The sequence below is a fragment of the Clostridium mobile genome (assembly GCF_018918285.1).
GTDB lineage: Bacteria > Bacillota > Clostridia > Clostridiales > Clostridiaceae > Clostridium_AW > Clostridium_AW mobile.
This window is the reverse complement of sequence record NZ_JAHLQF010000001.1, coordinates 1,098,160-1,112,006: the sequence shown is the minus strand read 5'-3', so window position 1 is coordinate 1,112,006 and position 13,847 is coordinate 1,098,160. Positions and strand designations below refer to the sequence as shown.

General features: G+C 29.0%; 21 protein-coding genes and 1 riboswitch. Of the genes, 17 read left to right on the top strand and 4 right to left on the bottom strand.

Annotation, left to right across the window (positions count from 1 at the left end; translation table 11 throughout):
* Positions 1-66 precede the first annotated feature (66 nt).
* The 4 genes from KQI86_RS05435 (at position 67) to KQI86_RS05420 (ending at position 2,653) form a co-directional block, all read left to right on the top strand.
* A complete protein-coding gene (locus KQI86_RS05435) occupies positions 67-897 on the top strand; it encodes a PhzF family phenazine biosynthesis protein (protein WP_216438119.1) in 831 nt (276 codons plus the stop codon).
* A gap of 11 nt (positions 898-908) precedes the next feature.
* Positions 909-1,373 carry a pyridoxamine 5'-phosphate oxidase family protein gene (locus KQI86_RS05430; RefSeq protein WP_216438118.1) on the top strand — a complete coding sequence of 155 codons (465 nt, stop codon included), beginning with the start codon at positions 909-911 and terminating at the stop codon, positions 1,371-1,373.
* 91 nt (positions 1,374-1,464) lie between these two features.
* A complete protein-coding gene (locus KQI86_RS05425) occupies positions 1,465-2,160 on the top strand; it encodes an alpha/beta hydrolase (protein WP_216438117.1) in 696 nt (231 codons plus the stop codon).
* 73 nt (positions 2,161-2,233) lie between these two features.
* On the top strand, positions 2,234-2,653 hold the full coding sequence (locus KQI86_RS05420) for a PPC domain-containing DNA-binding protein (protein WP_216438116.1): 420 nt from the start codon (positions 2,234-2,236) through the stop codon (positions 2,651-2,653).
* Between the two features lie 64 nt (positions 2,654-2,717).
* On the opposite strand, the gene KQI86_RS05415 is transcribed toward KQI86_RS05420, so the two are convergent.
* On the bottom strand, positions 2,718-2,831 hold the full coding sequence (locus KQI86_RS05415; protein WP_246582656.1) for a YjbQ family protein: 114 nt from the start codon (positions 2,829-2,831) through the stop codon (positions 2,718-2,720).
* A 225-nt stretch (positions 2,832-3,056) separates the two neighbouring features.
* On the opposite strand from KQI86_RS05415, the gene KQI86_RS05410 reads away from it, so the two are divergent.
* Positions 3,057-3,614 (top strand): hypothetical protein, encoded by a 558-nt coding sequence (locus KQI86_RS05410; RefSeq protein WP_216438115.1) that lies wholly within the window; start codon positions 3,057-3,059, stop codon positions 3,612-3,614.
* 102 nt (positions 3,615-3,716) lie between these two features.
* The gene (locus KQI86_RS05405; RefSeq protein WP_216438114.1) at positions 3,717-3,881 is read left to right on the top strand and encodes a hypothetical protein; all 165 of its coding nucleotides are present in this window, start codon (positions 3,717-3,719) and stop codon (positions 3,879-3,881) included.
* 52 nt (positions 3,882-3,933) lie between these two features.
* Here the strand turns inward: KQI86_RS05405 and KQI86_RS05400 are convergent, their stop codons facing one another.
* Positions 3,934-4,338, bottom strand: coding sequence for a secondary thiamine-phosphate synthase enzyme YjbQ (locus tag KQI86_RS05400; protein ID WP_216438113.1), 405 nt, complete (start codon positions 4,336-4,338; stop codon positions 3,934-3,936).
* A gap of 185 nt (positions 4,339-4,523) precedes the next feature.
* Between KQI86_RS05400 and KQI86_RS05395 the strand changes: the two genes are divergently transcribed.
* Positions 4,524-5,768 (top strand): SH3 domain-containing protein, encoded by a 1,245-nt coding sequence (locus KQI86_RS05395; RefSeq protein WP_216438112.1) that lies wholly within the window; start codon positions 4,524-4,526, stop codon positions 5,766-5,768.
* Between the two features lie 248 nt (positions 5,769-6,016).
* Here KQI86_RS05395 and KQI86_RS05390 read toward each other — a convergent pair whose 3' ends face one another.
* Entirely contained in the window at positions 6,017-6,799 is a 783-nt protein-coding gene (locus tag KQI86_RS05390) for a LysM peptidoglycan-binding domain-containing protein (RefSeq protein WP_216438111.1), read from the bottom strand.
* A 4-nt stretch (positions 6,800-6,803) separates the two neighbouring features.
* Positions 6,804-6,931, bottom strand: a riboswitch (cyclic di-AMP (ydaO/yuaA leader).
* 169 nt (positions 6,932-7,100) lie between these two features.
* Here KQI86_RS05390 and KQI86_RS05385 point away from each other — a divergent pair.
* From KQI86_RS05385 to KQI86_RS05345, 9 genes are all read left to right on the top strand, one after another.
* The gene (locus KQI86_RS05385; RefSeq protein ID WP_216438110.1) at positions 7,101-7,514 is read left to right on the top strand and encodes a hypothetical protein; all 414 of its coding nucleotides are present in this window, start codon (positions 7,101-7,103) and stop codon (positions 7,512-7,514) included.
* Positions 7,515-7,565: 51 nt separating this feature from the next.
* Positions 7,566-7,760: a YwbE family protein gene (locus KQI86_RS05380; RefSeq protein ID WP_216438109.1), complete on the top strand. Its 195-nt coding sequence runs from the start codon at positions 7,566-7,568 to the stop codon at positions 7,758-7,760.
* 22 nt (positions 7,761-7,782) lie between these two features.
* The gene (locus KQI86_RS05375) at positions 7,783-8,964 is read left to right on the top strand and encodes a S41 family peptidase (RefSeq protein ID WP_216438108.1); all 1,182 of its coding nucleotides are present in this window, start codon (positions 7,783-7,785) and stop codon (positions 8,962-8,964) included.
* 191 nt (positions 8,965-9,155) lie between these two features.
* A complete protein-coding gene (locus tag KQI86_RS05370; RefSeq protein ID WP_216438107.1) occupies positions 9,156-9,860 on the top strand; it encodes an MBL fold metallo-hydrolase in 705 nt (234 codons plus the stop codon).
* A gap of 89 nt (positions 9,861-9,949) precedes the next feature.
* Positions 9,950-10,504: an SMI1/KNR4 family protein gene (locus KQI86_RS05365; RefSeq protein ID WP_216438106.1), complete on the top strand. Its 555-nt coding sequence runs from the start codon at positions 9,950-9,952 to the stop codon at positions 10,502-10,504.
* 100 nt (positions 10,505-10,604) lie between these two features.
* Positions 10,605-11,069 (top strand): acetyltransferase, encoded by a 465-nt coding sequence (locus KQI86_RS05360; protein ID WP_216438105.1) that lies wholly within the window; start codon positions 10,605-10,607, stop codon positions 11,067-11,069.
* Positions 11,070-11,171: 102 nt separating this feature from the next.
* Positions 11,172-11,552, top strand: coding sequence for an ankyrin repeat domain-containing protein (locus KQI86_RS05355; protein WP_216438104.1), 381 nt, complete (start codon positions 11,172-11,174; stop codon positions 11,550-11,552).
* Between the two features lie 278 nt (positions 11,553-11,830).
* Entirely contained in the window at positions 11,831-12,472 is a 642-nt protein-coding gene (locus KQI86_RS05350) for an MBL fold metallo-hydrolase (protein WP_216438103.1), read from the top strand.
* A gap of 213 nt (positions 12,473-12,685) precedes the next feature.
* Complete coding sequence (locus tag KQI86_RS05345; RefSeq protein WP_216438102.1) at positions 12,686-12,850, top strand: hypothetical protein; 165 nt, start codon at positions 12,686-12,688, stop codon at positions 12,848-12,850.
* Positions 12,851-12,915: 65 nt separating this feature from the next.
* Here the strand turns inward: KQI86_RS05345 and KQI86_RS05340 are convergent, their stop codons facing one another.
* Positions 12,916-13,338: a GNAT family N-acetyltransferase gene (locus KQI86_RS05340; protein WP_216438101.1), complete on the bottom strand. Its 423-nt coding sequence runs from the start codon at positions 13,336-13,338 to the stop codon at positions 12,916-12,918.
* Between the two features lie 169 nt (positions 13,339-13,507).
* Here KQI86_RS05340 and KQI86_RS20340 point away from each other — a divergent pair, with 169 nt between their 5' ends.
* Positions 13,508-13,639 carry a hypothetical protein gene (locus KQI86_RS20340; RefSeq protein WP_281417207.1) on the top strand — a complete coding sequence of 44 codons (132 nt, stop codon included), beginning with the start codon at positions 13,508-13,510 and terminating at the stop codon, positions 13,637-13,639.
* The last annotated feature ends 208 nt before the right edge of the window (positions 13,640-13,847 follow it).

Here is a 13,847-nt window from a genome sequence, read left to right as displayed (position 1 = left end):
CCATTACCTAAGGTTATAGGGTAAAATAATTATTAGAGATATAATTTTTAACCAGGAGGTAATATAATGGAAAAAAATAAATTGCCAATATATATAGTAGATGCCTTTGCAAAAGAAGCCTTTGGAGGAAATCCTGCTGGAGTATGTATTTTAAATCACTCTATTGAAGATAAAGAAATGCAACTTATAGCTAAAGAGATTAACTTATCAGAAACTGCTTTTGTTACTATAGACGAAAATAGTTTAAAAAATAATGAATTTAACCTAAGATGGTTTACACCAAAGGTTGAAGTTTCTATGTGCGGGCATGGCACTTTAGCAACTGCTCAAGTGTTATTTGAAGAAATTGGTGTAGAGGAAAATGAAATTAAATTTCAAACACAAAGTGGAGTTTTGGTAGCTAAAAAAGGTGAAAATGGAATTGTATTAGATTTCCCAATAGATAAATATGAAATGGTAGAAGTCCCAGTGGAGTTATTAAAAGCCATGGGAATTGAAAATTGCAAAGAGGCTGCATATGGAAAGAATACAAAGAAATTAATTCTACGAGTTGAAAAAGAAGAAGAAGTGTTAAAATTAACACCAAACTTTGAAGGAATGAAAAATTTAAACTTTAATATAGATGTTAAGGGAGTAGGAGTAACAACAAAGGGAAGAGAATATGATTTTATCACAAGATATTTCAACCCTTGGGCAGGAATAAATGAAGATCCAGTAACAGGTACAGTACATACAGCATTAGCTAAATATTGGGGAGATATATTAGGTAAAAGGGAATTTAAAGCATATCAAGCATCAGATAGGGGAGGAGAAATTATTATTAAAATAATTGAAAATGGTCGTATGGAGATGATAGGTAAAGGCATCATTATGTTAAAAGGAGAAATAAATTTTTAGGGGGATAAAAGATGTTTAGAGAAGTAAGAAGAAAAGATAGAAGTTTAGAAGAGAAAGGTGCTATTGAAGTACTAAAAAATGGTGAGTATGGAGTTCTATCTATGGTAGGGGAAAATGATTATGGCTATGGAGTGCCATTAAGTTATGTATATCTAGAAAATGCTATATATTTTCACTGTGCTAGAGAGGGGCAAAAATTAGATAGTATTGAAAAAAATAATAAGGTTTCTTTTTCTGTAGTTGGCAGAACTAAGCTACTTCCAGAAAAGTTTAGTACGGAATATGAAAGTACAATAATATTTGGCAAGGCAACAGAAGTAAATGATGAAGAAAAAGAAAGAGCCTTATTTGCTATTATTGAAAAATATTCACCTGAATATACTGAAAGCGGTATGGAATATATAAAAAGAGCTGCTAATAGGACAAGGGTAATAAAAGTATCCATTGAGAATATATGTGGTAAGACAAGAAAATAAAAAATCTAACGTTCAGCGTATAGGGATGATATAAACAAGAATTGGACAGAATTTATAAAGAATAAATACGCAGAATAGGAGATGTTATTAGATGGATGGAAGAATAGGGTGTGTAATAATACACGGTTTTGCAGGAAGTTTAGAAGAGATAGAGCCATTAAATAAATATTTAAATGATAAAGGGTATTTAACAACATGTCCAAAACTTGAAGGACACACTGGAATTAAAGAAGATTTAAAAAAAACAACATATGAAGAATGGATTTCTTCAGTGGAAAAGTGTTTAGTAGAGTTTAAAAATAAATGTGAAAAAATATTTATAATAGGATTTTCCATGGGGGGATTAATTGGAGTAAATCTTGCTTTAAAGTATAATATATTTGGATTAATAACCCTATGTAGTCCTATATATTATTGGGACATGAAAAGGGTGTATTTAAACATTGTAGATGATTTTAAACAAAGAGAGTACACAAATCTTAAAAGATACTACAATTCATCTGTTAGAATTCCTTTTAAAGCTATGGTGAATTTTAGAATACTTCTAGGGAAGACAAAACCACTAATAAAGGAAATTCAATGCCCTATATTTGTAGCTCAGGGTTTAGTTGATGATACAGTTCATCATAGAAGCGCTAAATATATTTATGATAACTCATCTTCTAAAACTAAAGTATTAAAATATTATAAGAACTCAAATCATATTATATGCTGCGGAGATGACCAAGAGAAACTTTTTAAAGATATAGAAGAGTTTATAAATAAAGTTTCAAAAAAGAACATTTAAGAAGGGGAATTAAAGCTTTAGACATATATATTTCTAAGAATGATGAAAAATTATAAGGAAAGAGGGTAATTAAGTGGATTATAGAAAGTTTGGCGAAAAATATATTATAAGATTAGATAAAGGGGATGAAATAATTACTTCTATTAAAGAGATTTGCAAAAAAGAAAAAATAAAATTAGCATCAGTAACAGGGATAGGTGCTACAGATAAAGTTACAATAGGAATATTTGAATTGAGCAAAAAAGTATATAATCAAAAAGAATTTTGCGAAGACTTTGAAATAACATCCTTAGTTGGAAATGTAATTATGTCAGGGGATGAATTGATACCTCACATACATATTAATTTAGGAGATAAAGATTCTAATGTTAAAGGTGGTCATTTAAATTCAGCAATTATAAGTGTAACTGGTGAGATAATTTTGGATGTAATAGATGGAGAAGTATCCAAAGAACTTAATGAAGATATAGGGATTAAATTAATTAAGTTTTAAACCTTTGTTGAATACTTTAAATAAAAATAGTGAAGTTTTTGTAAAAGAGCTAAGTTTAAAAAATCTATATACTTAGCTCTTTTTCATTTATGGTTATTCCAGCGGTGGTATGTGGGGAAAATATAAGTGCAGTACCACTCTCTACGCCACTTTCTTTTATACTTTTTTTAAAAGACAATTTATATTTATAAATTCTTCAGCCTTTAATTATGGTAGAGTGTAAACAAAAAGAGCCCAAGGGAAACAAATGATGAAAAGTAAGATGAGGTTATGTAGATTGAAAGGAGGGAGGTGAATTTTTTGTTTTTAGCATTATTTGCTATAATAATTCTTAATTGCCAAAATGAATTTGGGCAATTACCTCTATATTAATTGTAATGTAGAAAAAGGATGGATGGGTATAATGAAAAGAAAAATTTTAGCATTATTTCTAATGGGGAGCATATTGTTAACAGCATGTGGAAAAGAAACTTCATTATCTGAACAAAAATCAACTATAGAAAACAAAGTGAGTACCAACGAAGAAAAAACGACTACTGAAAACAAAGAGGGTACCACCAAACAAAAAGATACACAGGATATAAAAACACCTGTAGATAAAGAGGCTGGCTTAAAGTTAAGTGCCGTATCTGTAGTAAATTTGAGTAAATACACAAATAATGAGGAGTTATCCTTATCAGAATCTCCTACAGCAATATTTATTTTGACAACAGATAGTGTTCTAACAGATTTTAAAATCCAAAGTATTTCATATGATGGAGTCAAGTGTGAAGTGAACGAGGATTTATATAGTAAAAAAAGTTTTGATACTAGTATGTCGTTAAAGATAAAGGCCTATATACCAGAAACATTTTCAAACTTATTAATTAGTTATGAAAAAGATGGTAAGATATATCAGTACTATGTTGTTTCAAACTTAACAGGAGAAGGAGCTGACGCAGATTTACAACAGGCAAAATAGGAGGCTCTATATTGTGTGGAATCCATTAGATGATTTGTCTTGGGCATCAAGTGGTGAAAATCCAGTTAAGGTAATTGTTAAGAATCATTGTAGTTAATTATTATGCATAGTAGAAATACTATGTATAAAGCGCTAGGATTTAAGTATAAAGAAATATTAAGGGATTTTATCCGAAAGACATACGATGAATTGCATATGCCAAATCCTAAAAATAAAAAAGTAAAAAGTTTTAAATCTTTGTTGAATATTTTAAATAAAAATAGTTAAGTTTTTTAAAAGAGCTAAGTTTAAAAAATCTATATACTTAGCTCTTTTTCATTTATCCTTCAATTAATTTTATATGTACCTTTCTAGACCTAGGACCGTCAAATTCACAAAAATAAACTCCTTGCCATATGCCAAGTAAAGGTGACCCTTCATGAACTATAACATTGGCACTAGACCCCATAAGTGAAGTTTTTATATGAGCGTGAGAATTGCCTTCTATGTGCATATAATCTCCAACTATAGGGAAAACCCTATCTAAATTTACAAGTATATCTCTAACTACATCTGGATCGGAATTTTCATTTATGGTTATTCCAGCAGTGGTATGTGGGGAAAATATAATTGCAGTACCACTCTCTATGCCACTTTCTTTTATAGCTTTTCTTAAAAGACTATTTATATTTATAAATTCTTCAGTCTTTGAAGTATTGATAGAATAGGTAAAAAGTTTACTCATTTATGGCACCTCCCTCAATATTTCTATGGTTATATTTTACAATTAGTAATAAAAATTAGCAACAAAATGTGAATTTGTTAATAGTTTGTTGATAGTATATGAAAAATAATTTAATATATAGTTAATAGCTTAAAAAAATATGATAAATTTTGAAATGTATTTTTATAATCATGCGAGGTATTATTATGAAAAATAAGAAGATATATAATTTAATTTTTGCATTAGGTATAGTTTTTATAAGTTTTCACAACCCTAGTGTAAAAGCGTACGCTACAAAATCAGGTAGTGTAAATATGGAAAGCTTATTAAATGTTAGAGAGAGCGAAAGCATAGATTCAAAAGTAATTTATAAATTAGTAGGAAATGATAATGTGACAATAGTGGATGAAACAGAGGAGTGTTATAAGATTAGAGTGGGATATGACCTTTATGGATATGTGGATAAAGAACATATAACATTAAAAAAAGAAGCTTCTCAGCCTAGAATGGAAGATAAGACAATGGAAGATACTATAAAAGAAAATGATAAATATTATGTAGATAATAGGAAGACTTGGGTAATAACTTTTAATAAAAGACTTAAATTTGATGAAGATGATTTAAAAGGAGTTACAGTAGAAGATAAAGAAGGAAAAGAAGTGCCTGTATATGTAAAAGGTGACGAAAATAAGATATCAGTATTTCCAGAAGAAGATTCCTATCAATATGGAGAGAGCTATACACTTAATATTGGTGATAATATAAAAAGTTTTTATGGAGATAAATTGAAAGAAGAAAAAAAAGTAGAATTTAAGATAAAGAGTGAAAATGAATGTTTTGGCCTAGGGGAAAATGAAACTAAATATGTTACTAATGATAGACCTTATGATTGGTATACTTCTCAATATGATACTGGGAAATATAGCAATAATAATTCAAATGTAGCCTGTGCTACAATGGCTTTAAAATGGCTTAAGCCTGATTATAACAAAAGCGTGGAATATGCCCGTTCTACATATATTAATGATGGGAAGCCGTGGGATATGGACATGCTTCAGGCATACTTAGAGAAATTTGGAGTTAAGTCTAGAAGAGTTTGGATGTCTTCTTACGAAATATGGAATGATAAACCTATAATAGATGAATTAGACAAAGGAAATATATTGATTTTTGGTGTATGGGTAGATGATATTGAATATAATCCTAATACTGAAGAAAGAGTAGGAGATTTCCATTTAAGAAAAGGAAAAACTTTTTCCACTAACGCTATAATAGTTAAAGGGTATAAAATAGTTGATGGCAAAACTTATTTTGAAATATATGATCCAGCATGCGAGGATTATCAAAGATATTTAGATGGTACACCTAAAGGGGAAAATAGATATTATTCTTCAGAGCAGCTAAGTAAATCCTTACATTATAAATACTTTATTGTACCTGAAAATAAATAATTAAAACAAGTCTCCTCTCTTACTTTAAGAGAGGAGATTAATATCAAGTGATTCTTAGCTTCAGATGGAGTTTGCTTAAAAGGAATACTTGCTCCAACTGAAGCTTAGAAGAACTTATCCAGGGACGTAGCTCCGTTATGCACAGCATAAGAACTCTAAATCGCTGAAGCTCAAGAGTTCTAATATCCTCCACTTGTAGAAGATGGGAGTATTACAGATGGTAGTCATCGGATAAATTAAATAATTTTCTATTTAACGTAAACCATGTTACCTATTCTTGCTGTTATAGGCTTGGACCATAACCATTTATTGGTAGCACTATCATCAAAGTAGAATAGTGCACCTCTGCTTGGGTCAGCACCATATAAAGCTTCCTTAGCGGCTTTTTTAGCAGTTTCAGTAGCAGGTTTATTTATCCACCCGTTTAAAACAGGAGTAAATTGGTAATATCCATTGATTACCTGATGAATTACAGAGGAAATATTGTTTGGAAACGCTGAACTCTTTACCCTATTTACTACAACACTTGCCACAGCAACCTGAGCGTTATAAGGTTGGTTTTGTGCTTCAGCAGTTACAAGTCTAGCCAAAAGATCTAAATCAGATTCACTATAATTTATAACAGGCTTTTGAGTAGATTGGTTACTAGGAGTTGAATTTCCTGCATTAGAGTTCTTTCCTGGAATATTAAGAGATTGTCCAGGATAAATGGTATTATCCCATTTGTTATTTGCTTTTCTTAAATCATATAAATTTACACCATATTTTTTAGAAATTAGGTATAAACTATCACCAGTTTTCACGGTGTATGTATCACAAGGAACTTTCAATACTTGTCCAGGATAAATGGTACTTCCATTGATACCATTATTTTTTATTAATGTATCTGCAGAAGTATTGAAGAGCTTTCCAACTTTGTACAATGAGTCACCAGAAGCTACTGTATAGTTTCCTGCAAGAACTGTAGTAGATAAAGTTAAACTTAAAGTCAAAGTTGCTAAAAGTGTTTTTAAATGTTTTGATTTTATCATTCGCTAAACCCCTCCATTTTGCCTCCCAGGTTAGTTGACGGGTTCGGGTTAGAGGCACCCTACTCAATTATTAAGAGATTCACCCCAAAAATATCCCCGGTACTTCTCTTGAAGATTCGGCATAGTTAATTTATGAATTATTGCCATTTTAACAAGGAAATTGGAAACATGTCCATGGTAAAGCGTTGGGAAAAGAGGTTGAAATTAGTTGTTAAAGAAATAATTATATAAATATCGAGAGTAAATTTGGAAAATTTTAGAAAAGTGTCATTTTATATTATGAATATCATATTTCATAGGGATGATGTTCTTTATTTCTAAAGTAGGACTAAGATTTTTTACTTATTATATTGTAATGCATGCGAATATACCCGATAATGCTGATAATGGGACTGGCATTGTGTTAGTTGGAATAGCAGTAGGAATGTTATTTTTAATAGCAAATATTATATTTCTTATTTGTGTATCTACTAGAGCGTCAAAAAAGGAAATAAAGAAAATATATTTAAATGAATTCTTTGTAAATAGAAAGGATAATCTAGTTAAAAATATAGTAAGAGGAATTACTTATTTAATGATAATTTTTTTTATAATATTATCATTTAGGGAAAAGCGTAATATTATATCCTTTCAGTTTTATAGTTTTTCTATAATTTGTATAGTCATATATTCTATATGGATTAATAATATATTGAGAAAAAATGATAGCATTTAACATTTAATTATATAAAATATAATTAGAAAAATATGAGGGAGAATATATATTATGAATGGAAATAGTCGTGAAAATATTAAACCAGGCACAAAGGTTTTAATCATACAAAAACAAGACCAAACTACAGGAAAATTGACAGAAGGAGTGGTTAAAGATATTCTTACAAATTCCTCTACTCATCCCCATGGAATAAAGGTTCGTCTCAGTAATGGAATAGTAGGTAGAGTAAGTAAGATACTTCCTTAGGAAAAGCAAAGGAGCTAGAATTATGATAAAAGATAAGTGGATAGAAGATATAGATTTACTAGCATTAGAACTTCCTAAAAAGCATAAGAACTTATTTTTTCATAAGAAAGAAAGAGAATTTTATGAGGAAATAAAAGGATTAAAAAATAATATAGATTATTACGATAGTTATGAGATTGCAGTAAACTTAGGGAAAATTGTTGCATCCTTTAGAGACGCTCATACCTCTCTTAGCTTGCCGGTAAGGTTATTATATCCCATAGAATTATACTGGTTTAAGGATGGGATATATGTAATCCATACTCTTGAGGAATATAAAGAAATACTGAGTTGCAAAATAACCCATATAAATAATATAGATATAGAAGAGGTTATAAATATCTTAAGTGGAATTGTATCCTATGAAAATCAGTGGCTTTTAAAAGCTCAGTTACCTAAATACTTACCCGCTGTAGAAATTTTATATGGATTAGAAATTATAGACGATTTTGGAAGTTTAGAGTTTACATGTGAAGATCAAAATGGAAGTAAGAAAACACTAGAAATTAGCCCTCTAGCAATAAAAGAGGCTAGAGAAAAACTAAAATTAGAAGCTATTAATAAACTTAATAATAGCACCCTTTTATACAAAAAAAATGAGGAAAAATATTATTGGTTTGAATATTTACAGAATTTAAAAACAGTATATTTTAAATATAACGCCTGTAGAAATATGAATGATATTAACCTTAATAATTTCTGTGAACAGTTGATTAAATTCATAGAAGAAAATGATGTAGAAAAGCTTATTGTTGATTTTAGAAATAACTTTGGTGGCGATTCTAGATTATTAGAACCTTTTATTGAGTATGTAAAAAGTTCTAAAACAATAAACAATAAAAGTAATTTATTTGTAATAGTAGGGAGAGAAACATTTTCCTCAGCTTTATTAAATGTATTTATGTTAAAAGAAAATACAAACGCAATATTTATAGGAGAAGGTAGTGGAGGGAAACCAAACTGTTATGGAGAAGTAGAAAGGTTTAATTTGAAAAACTCTGGCCTTACAGTTTGCTATTCAACAAAGTATTACAAAATCATAGAGGATGATAGACTACTATCCTTTATGCCAGACATTAATATAGAATTAAGCATAGAAGATTATATAGAAAATATAGATCCATGTTTAGAGTTTATTTTAGATTATGAGCATCATCTTTCATAAGAGATGATGTATTTTATTTATAAAAATTAATAAAATACAAACAAATTGCACTAATAAGTATATTTTGGTTAATTATTGATAAAATATCCAAAATAATCTAATATATAATTAATTGATAAGAAGCAATTTGTCATGAATATTATCTGAAATACAATACTTTAACAGTAAGAATTGAAAAGGGGTAAAATAATATGGAAATAAAATTATTAGGAAATTGTTCTGTATTACTAAAGAGTAAAAAATCTCAAATAATGCTTGACCCATATTTCAGCAATAGTGGCAATTTACTATATAAGAGGACTACTAATGTTTCAACATATTATAAAGAAATTGAACATCTTGATGCTATATTGTTAAGTCATAGTCACTTCGATCATATGGATATTAAGTTTTTAAATAAATTTAAAGATAAATGTACAATATATTCTCCAAAATTGTCATTGAATACATTGATATTTAAAAGCAAATGGATTAAAAAGGGCCAGGAATTTGTTGTAGGGGATTTTTCTATAACTGTTGTACAAGCTAACCACATATGTCCAGCTGTAGGTTATATTATCAAATCAGAAGGTGTAACTCTGTATTTTGCTGGTGACACTTATTATGGAAAGTTCATGAAAGATATATCTAGAGAGCATGTAATTGATATTGCAATGTTACCTATAACATATTATTTACCGCCAATGACCATGGGAGAATCAGGAGCGCTAAAGTCCTTAAAGGATTTAACCCCTAAAATACTTATACCTATGCATCAAGATATTGCCACTCGCTTACCCTTTGCTCATACTAAAGTATCTATAAGTAGGCTTAGTGATAAAATTTTAGAGCAAAATTTACGAACTCAACTTATTCATTTAAAAAACGGTGAATGTTTTAATACAGATATTAATTAGATAAATATTTAATCCTTTATTTCTAATAATGAATGGACCTTAGATTACATTAGAATTGACGAATAAATAAATAGGAGGATTATAAATATATGAAGGAACAGTTGGATATTTTAGATAGTTACTTAAGGACAAAAAGGCCTGATTTTTATTCAATGCTCAATGAGCCATTAAAAGAAAATCAAATTAAAGCTTTAGAAGAAAAATTTAATATTACCCTACCTGAGGATTTAAAAGCACTTTATCAGTGGAAAAATGGACAAAGAAATGATTGTTATGACTCCTTTGTAAACAATTCAACGTTTATGCCGTTAGAAGAGGTGTTGGATTCAGGAAGTGAATTAACTTCAATGATTGGATATGATTTTGACATTGAAAATTGGTGGAATGAAAATTGGATACCAATATTGCATAATGGCGGTGGTGACTATATTTGTTATGACATAAGGGGGATCTTCACCAGTGAGCAAGGGCAGTTGATTGAGTTTTGGCATGCAGATAATGATAGAAACATTATTGCTCCCAATCTTCAATGTTTTATTGAGACTATAAATAAATTTTATGAAACAAAAGAAGAAAAGGATTTTGATGAATATTTTGAAATTGAGAATATAAAAGATTTTCCTAAAAGATTCTACGTGGATTAAAAGTTAACATAGGATTTTTAAATATATTTTTACTATTGTACTAATATGTAATAGCTACAGATTCATGAGTATTAAACAAATAAAAGGAGAGACAAGAATTATGAGTGATGAAATAAAAAATAATATAGATACTATAAAGCTTGAAGAATTTCCACAAGTAGTAGAAGTTTGGGAAGCATCGGTACGAGCAACCCATCATTTTTTAACGGAACAGGATATTCAATTTTTCAAACCTTTAATTCAAAATGAATTTTTGCATATGGTAGAATTGGCATGTATACGTGACGAGAAAGATAATATTGTAGGTTTTATAGGGGTAGAAAAAGAGAAAATAGAAATGCTATTTATTCATCCTTTAGTACGTGGAAAAGGAATTGGACAACAATTAATGATGTATGCCATAAATGTTCTTAATGCAAAATTTGTAGATGTGAATGAGCAGAATGAACAAGCAGTAGGCTTTTACAAACATATGGGGTTTGATGTTATTGGAAGGTCAGAGAGAGACGGGATGAATAAACCTTTTCCATTATTACATATGCAATTATCTGATGATAAAAAATAATGGTTGTATTTCTTAAAGAAAAAGTTATAGAACACATCTGAGATAATAGAATTATTTACACTTGAAGTAATGTGGCATTAAAAAATTAGGAGGAACTTTATTATGTATAATTTAGAAGATTTATATAAAGCAATAGCTATTTATCAAGATGTAGAATTATTAAGGAAAATAACAGAGGAGAATCCAAAGTTGCTACATGAAAAAGATAAATTTGGATTTTCTTCAATACATTATGCGGCAGATGGCGAAGAAGAAGAAATATTACAACTCCTTTTAGATAATGGTGTAGATGTAAATGATAAAAATGATGATGGAAATACTCCACTGCATTGTCTTGCAGCTAATGGAGAAGAGTCAGAGGAAATAATAACAATTCTATTAGAAAATGGTGCGGATAAAACCATAATCAATAATAATGTAGAAACAGCTTTAGATATAGCAAAAGCAAGAGAAGATATAGATAATATAAATTTATTAAAATAAAACAAAGGCAAATATTAGAAACGATATGAATACATTGCTTCTAACATTTGCTTTAATTGTTTTTATATTATAATGATTTAATTTTATAAAATAAACGATGCAATATTTACAAAAATATAAGTGCATATATTGCTATTCATAAAGAGTTCTATATTTTACAAATGCTTCATGGTAATATATAGCTAATAGTGAAAATACAGTATGATTGATTTTTTTGAAATAACTTTAAATAGTCTAGGGATTTGAGATTAAGTGGTTAAAACAGGAGGAATAGAGTAATGAGAATTGAAAAAATAAAAAATAGAGGGATTTTATTTACACATATTAATCCAGAGTGGAATCTAAATATTTATTTAATTATTGGGAAAAAACAAAATTACATTATTGATACGGGATTAGGTTCTTTAAGCATTGCTCCAATTAATGAATACTTAAAAAATCATAATAAACAAACAATTGTAATAAATTCACATCATCATTGGGATCATATTTGGGGAAATAATTCATTACGAAATAGTACAATTATATCTCATAAATTATGTAGTGAAATGATAGAATCAAAGTGGAAAGATATGATGCAGAAGAACAAGCAATATTGCTATGGTGAGGTTGAAATGTATCTTCCTAATTTGGTTTTTGAAAACGAACTATATTTTCCAGAAGATAAAATTAGGTTATTTCATACACCTGGACATACATTAGATTCAATAAGTGTTTTGGATGAAGAAGAAAAAGTACTTTTCGTTGGAGATAATATTGGCGACAGTATGGATGAAATTATTCCAAGTATTTATTGTGATAAGGATGTTTATATTAGTACAATGAAAAAATATAAGGAAATAGATTTTGATACCTGTATATCAGGACATAATATAGTTCTAAAAAAAGAAGTGATAGGTAAAATATTAAGTATGATGTAAGAAAAATTCATTTAAGTTTAGAGTATGATAAGGAGAAGCTATATGACAACAGTAGAATATAGATTTAATAGTACGGAATATATTTCAAACCTCAAAACATTGAACTAGTAAAAAATGATATTAATAGATCAAGAAGGAAGTAGAAAATTGTTTGGTAGCATTTGTATTAAGATACATTAATACTGAATACTATGTAAGGGGGGGATTTATTTTATGGAAACATTCGGACGAGGTTGTTTTTACTGCATTATGGGAGTTGTTGTTTTATTAGTAATTTCATTTATAATTCAAAGTACCATTAATATTCCATGGTTTATATTTATTCCTTTAGTAATACTAGCATTTTGGGTTGCAAGCAAAAAGAGTAAAAATAAATGATTGCTTTTGCGTAGAGTTGTAGAAAGCAGTAAGAATAAAAACCTTACTGCTTTTGTATTTAAAATCTATAAATCCTTTATCATATCTATATGAGGAATGCTTTTATAATCATAAGGTTCACCAATGCTCTTATATCCTAATTTTTTATAGAAATCCTCTACTGAAACTCTACCCATTAGAGCGGCTTTAGTGTAGCCTCTTTCTCTAGCTATGTTTTCTATAAAATCCATTAGGTATCTTCCAAGACCAGTTCCCCTATATTCTTTAAATATAGCCACATTTTTTATTCGAGCTGTTTCTTTATCATCTTCTGTTAAGAAAACTGTAGCAATCAATTTATCATCTAAGAAGGCACCATACATGTCCATGTTCTTGTCGGGACTTAAATCATCATTTTTAATATCCAGTCCCCAAGGTTTGCGAAAGACTTCATTTCTAAGATCAACAGTATCATCATACTCTTTTGATCCATATGCAATGTTTTTCATAATTATATTCATCATATATCCCCTCGCTTTTATTTAATGTTTAAAAGTTAATCTAATAATTTACATCAATATTATTACTATTCTAATTATATCAGCCTTAGACCGAACCAGACAAGGAATTAAATGATTTTTTATTGTATTGATTTTGATATAACAATATAATGATATTATGGATTATACTGTAATGAGAGATAAACCACCATATCACCTTTTAACTTATTCAGTTAATAAAGATGTTAGTGGAATAAATGAAAGAAATATTAGTATATTAAAATTTTTATCCGATGACTACCATCCGTAATACTCCCATCGCACTCTGTGAAAGCCATTCACGTAAAATCAAAGATTTTAGTTCTCTGCTTTTCTACAAGTGGGAGATATTAGAACTTTTGAGCTTCAGCGATTTAGAGTTCTTATACTGTGCATAACGGATGCTACGTCCCTTGATAAGTTCTTCCCCTAAAGGATAAGGATTTCTAAGAAGCAAAGCTTCTAAGAAATCTCTTAAT

Coding starts and splice junctions, on each gene's coding strand:
- KQI86_RS05435 (WP_216438119.1), top strand. CDS start 67: ATGGAAAAAAATAAATTGCCAATATATATAGTAGATGCCTTTGCAAAA.
- KQI86_RS05430 (WP_216438118.1), top strand. CDS start 909: ATGTTTAGAGAAGTAAGAAGAAAAGATAGAAGTTTAGAAGAGAAAGGT.
- KQI86_RS05425 (WP_216438117.1), top strand. CDS start 1,465: ATGGATGGAAGAATAGGGTGTGTAATAATACACGGTTTTGCAGGAAGT.
- KQI86_RS05410 (WP_216438115.1), top strand. CDS start 3,057: ATGAAAAGAAAAATTTTAGCATTATTTCTAATGGGGAGCATATTGTTA.
- KQI86_RS05405 (WP_216438114.1), top strand. CDS start 3,717: ATGCATAGTAGAAATACTATGTATAAAGCGCTAGGATTTAAGTATAAA.
- KQI86_RS05400 (WP_216438113.1), bottom strand. CDS start 4,338: ATGAGTAAACTTTTTACCTATTCTATCAATACTTCAAAGACTGAAGAA.
- KQI86_RS05395 (WP_216438112.1), top strand. CDS start 4,524: ATGAAAAATAAGAAGATATATAATTTAATTTTTGCATTAGGTATAGTT.
- KQI86_RS05390 (WP_216438111.1), bottom strand. CDS start 6,799: ATGATAAAATCAAAACATTTAAAAACACTTTTAGCAACTTTGACTTTA.
- KQI86_RS05385 (WP_216438110.1), top strand. CDS start 7,101: ATGATGTTCTTTATTTCTAAAGTAGGACTAAGATTTTTTACTTATTAT.
- KQI86_RS05380 (WP_216438109.1), top strand. CDS start 7,566: ATGAATGGAAATAGTCGTGAAAATATTAAACCAGGCACAAAGGTTTTA.
- KQI86_RS05375 (WP_216438108.1), top strand. CDS start 7,783: ATGATAAAAGATAAGTGGATAGAAGATATAGATTTACTAGCATTAGAA.
- KQI86_RS05370 (WP_216438107.1), top strand. CDS start 9,156: ATGGAAATAAAATTATTAGGAAATTGTTCTGTATTACTAAAGAGTAAA.
- KQI86_RS05365 (WP_216438106.1), top strand. CDS start 9,950: ATGAAGGAACAGTTGGATATTTTAGATAGTTACTTAAGGACAAAAAGG.
- KQI86_RS05360 (WP_216438105.1), top strand. CDS start 10,605: ATGAGTGATGAAATAAAAAATAATATAGATACTATAAAGCTTGAAGAA.
- KQI86_RS05355 (WP_216438104.1), top strand. CDS start 11,172: ATGTATAATTTAGAAGATTTATATAAAGCAATAGCTATTTATCAAGAT.
- KQI86_RS05350 (WP_216438103.1), top strand. CDS start 11,831: ATGAGAATTGAAAAAATAAAAAATAGAGGGATTTTATTTACACATATT.
- KQI86_RS05345 (WP_216438102.1), top strand. CDS start 12,686: ATGGAAACATTCGGACGAGGTTGTTTTTACTGCATTATGGGAGTTGTT.
- KQI86_RS05340 (WP_216438101.1), bottom strand. CDS start 13,338: ATGAAAAACATTGCATATGGATCAAAAGAGTATGATGATACTGTTGAT.
- KQI86_RS20340 (WP_281417207.1), top strand. CDS start 13,508: ATGGATTATACTGTAATGAGAGATAAACCACCATATCACCTTTTAACT.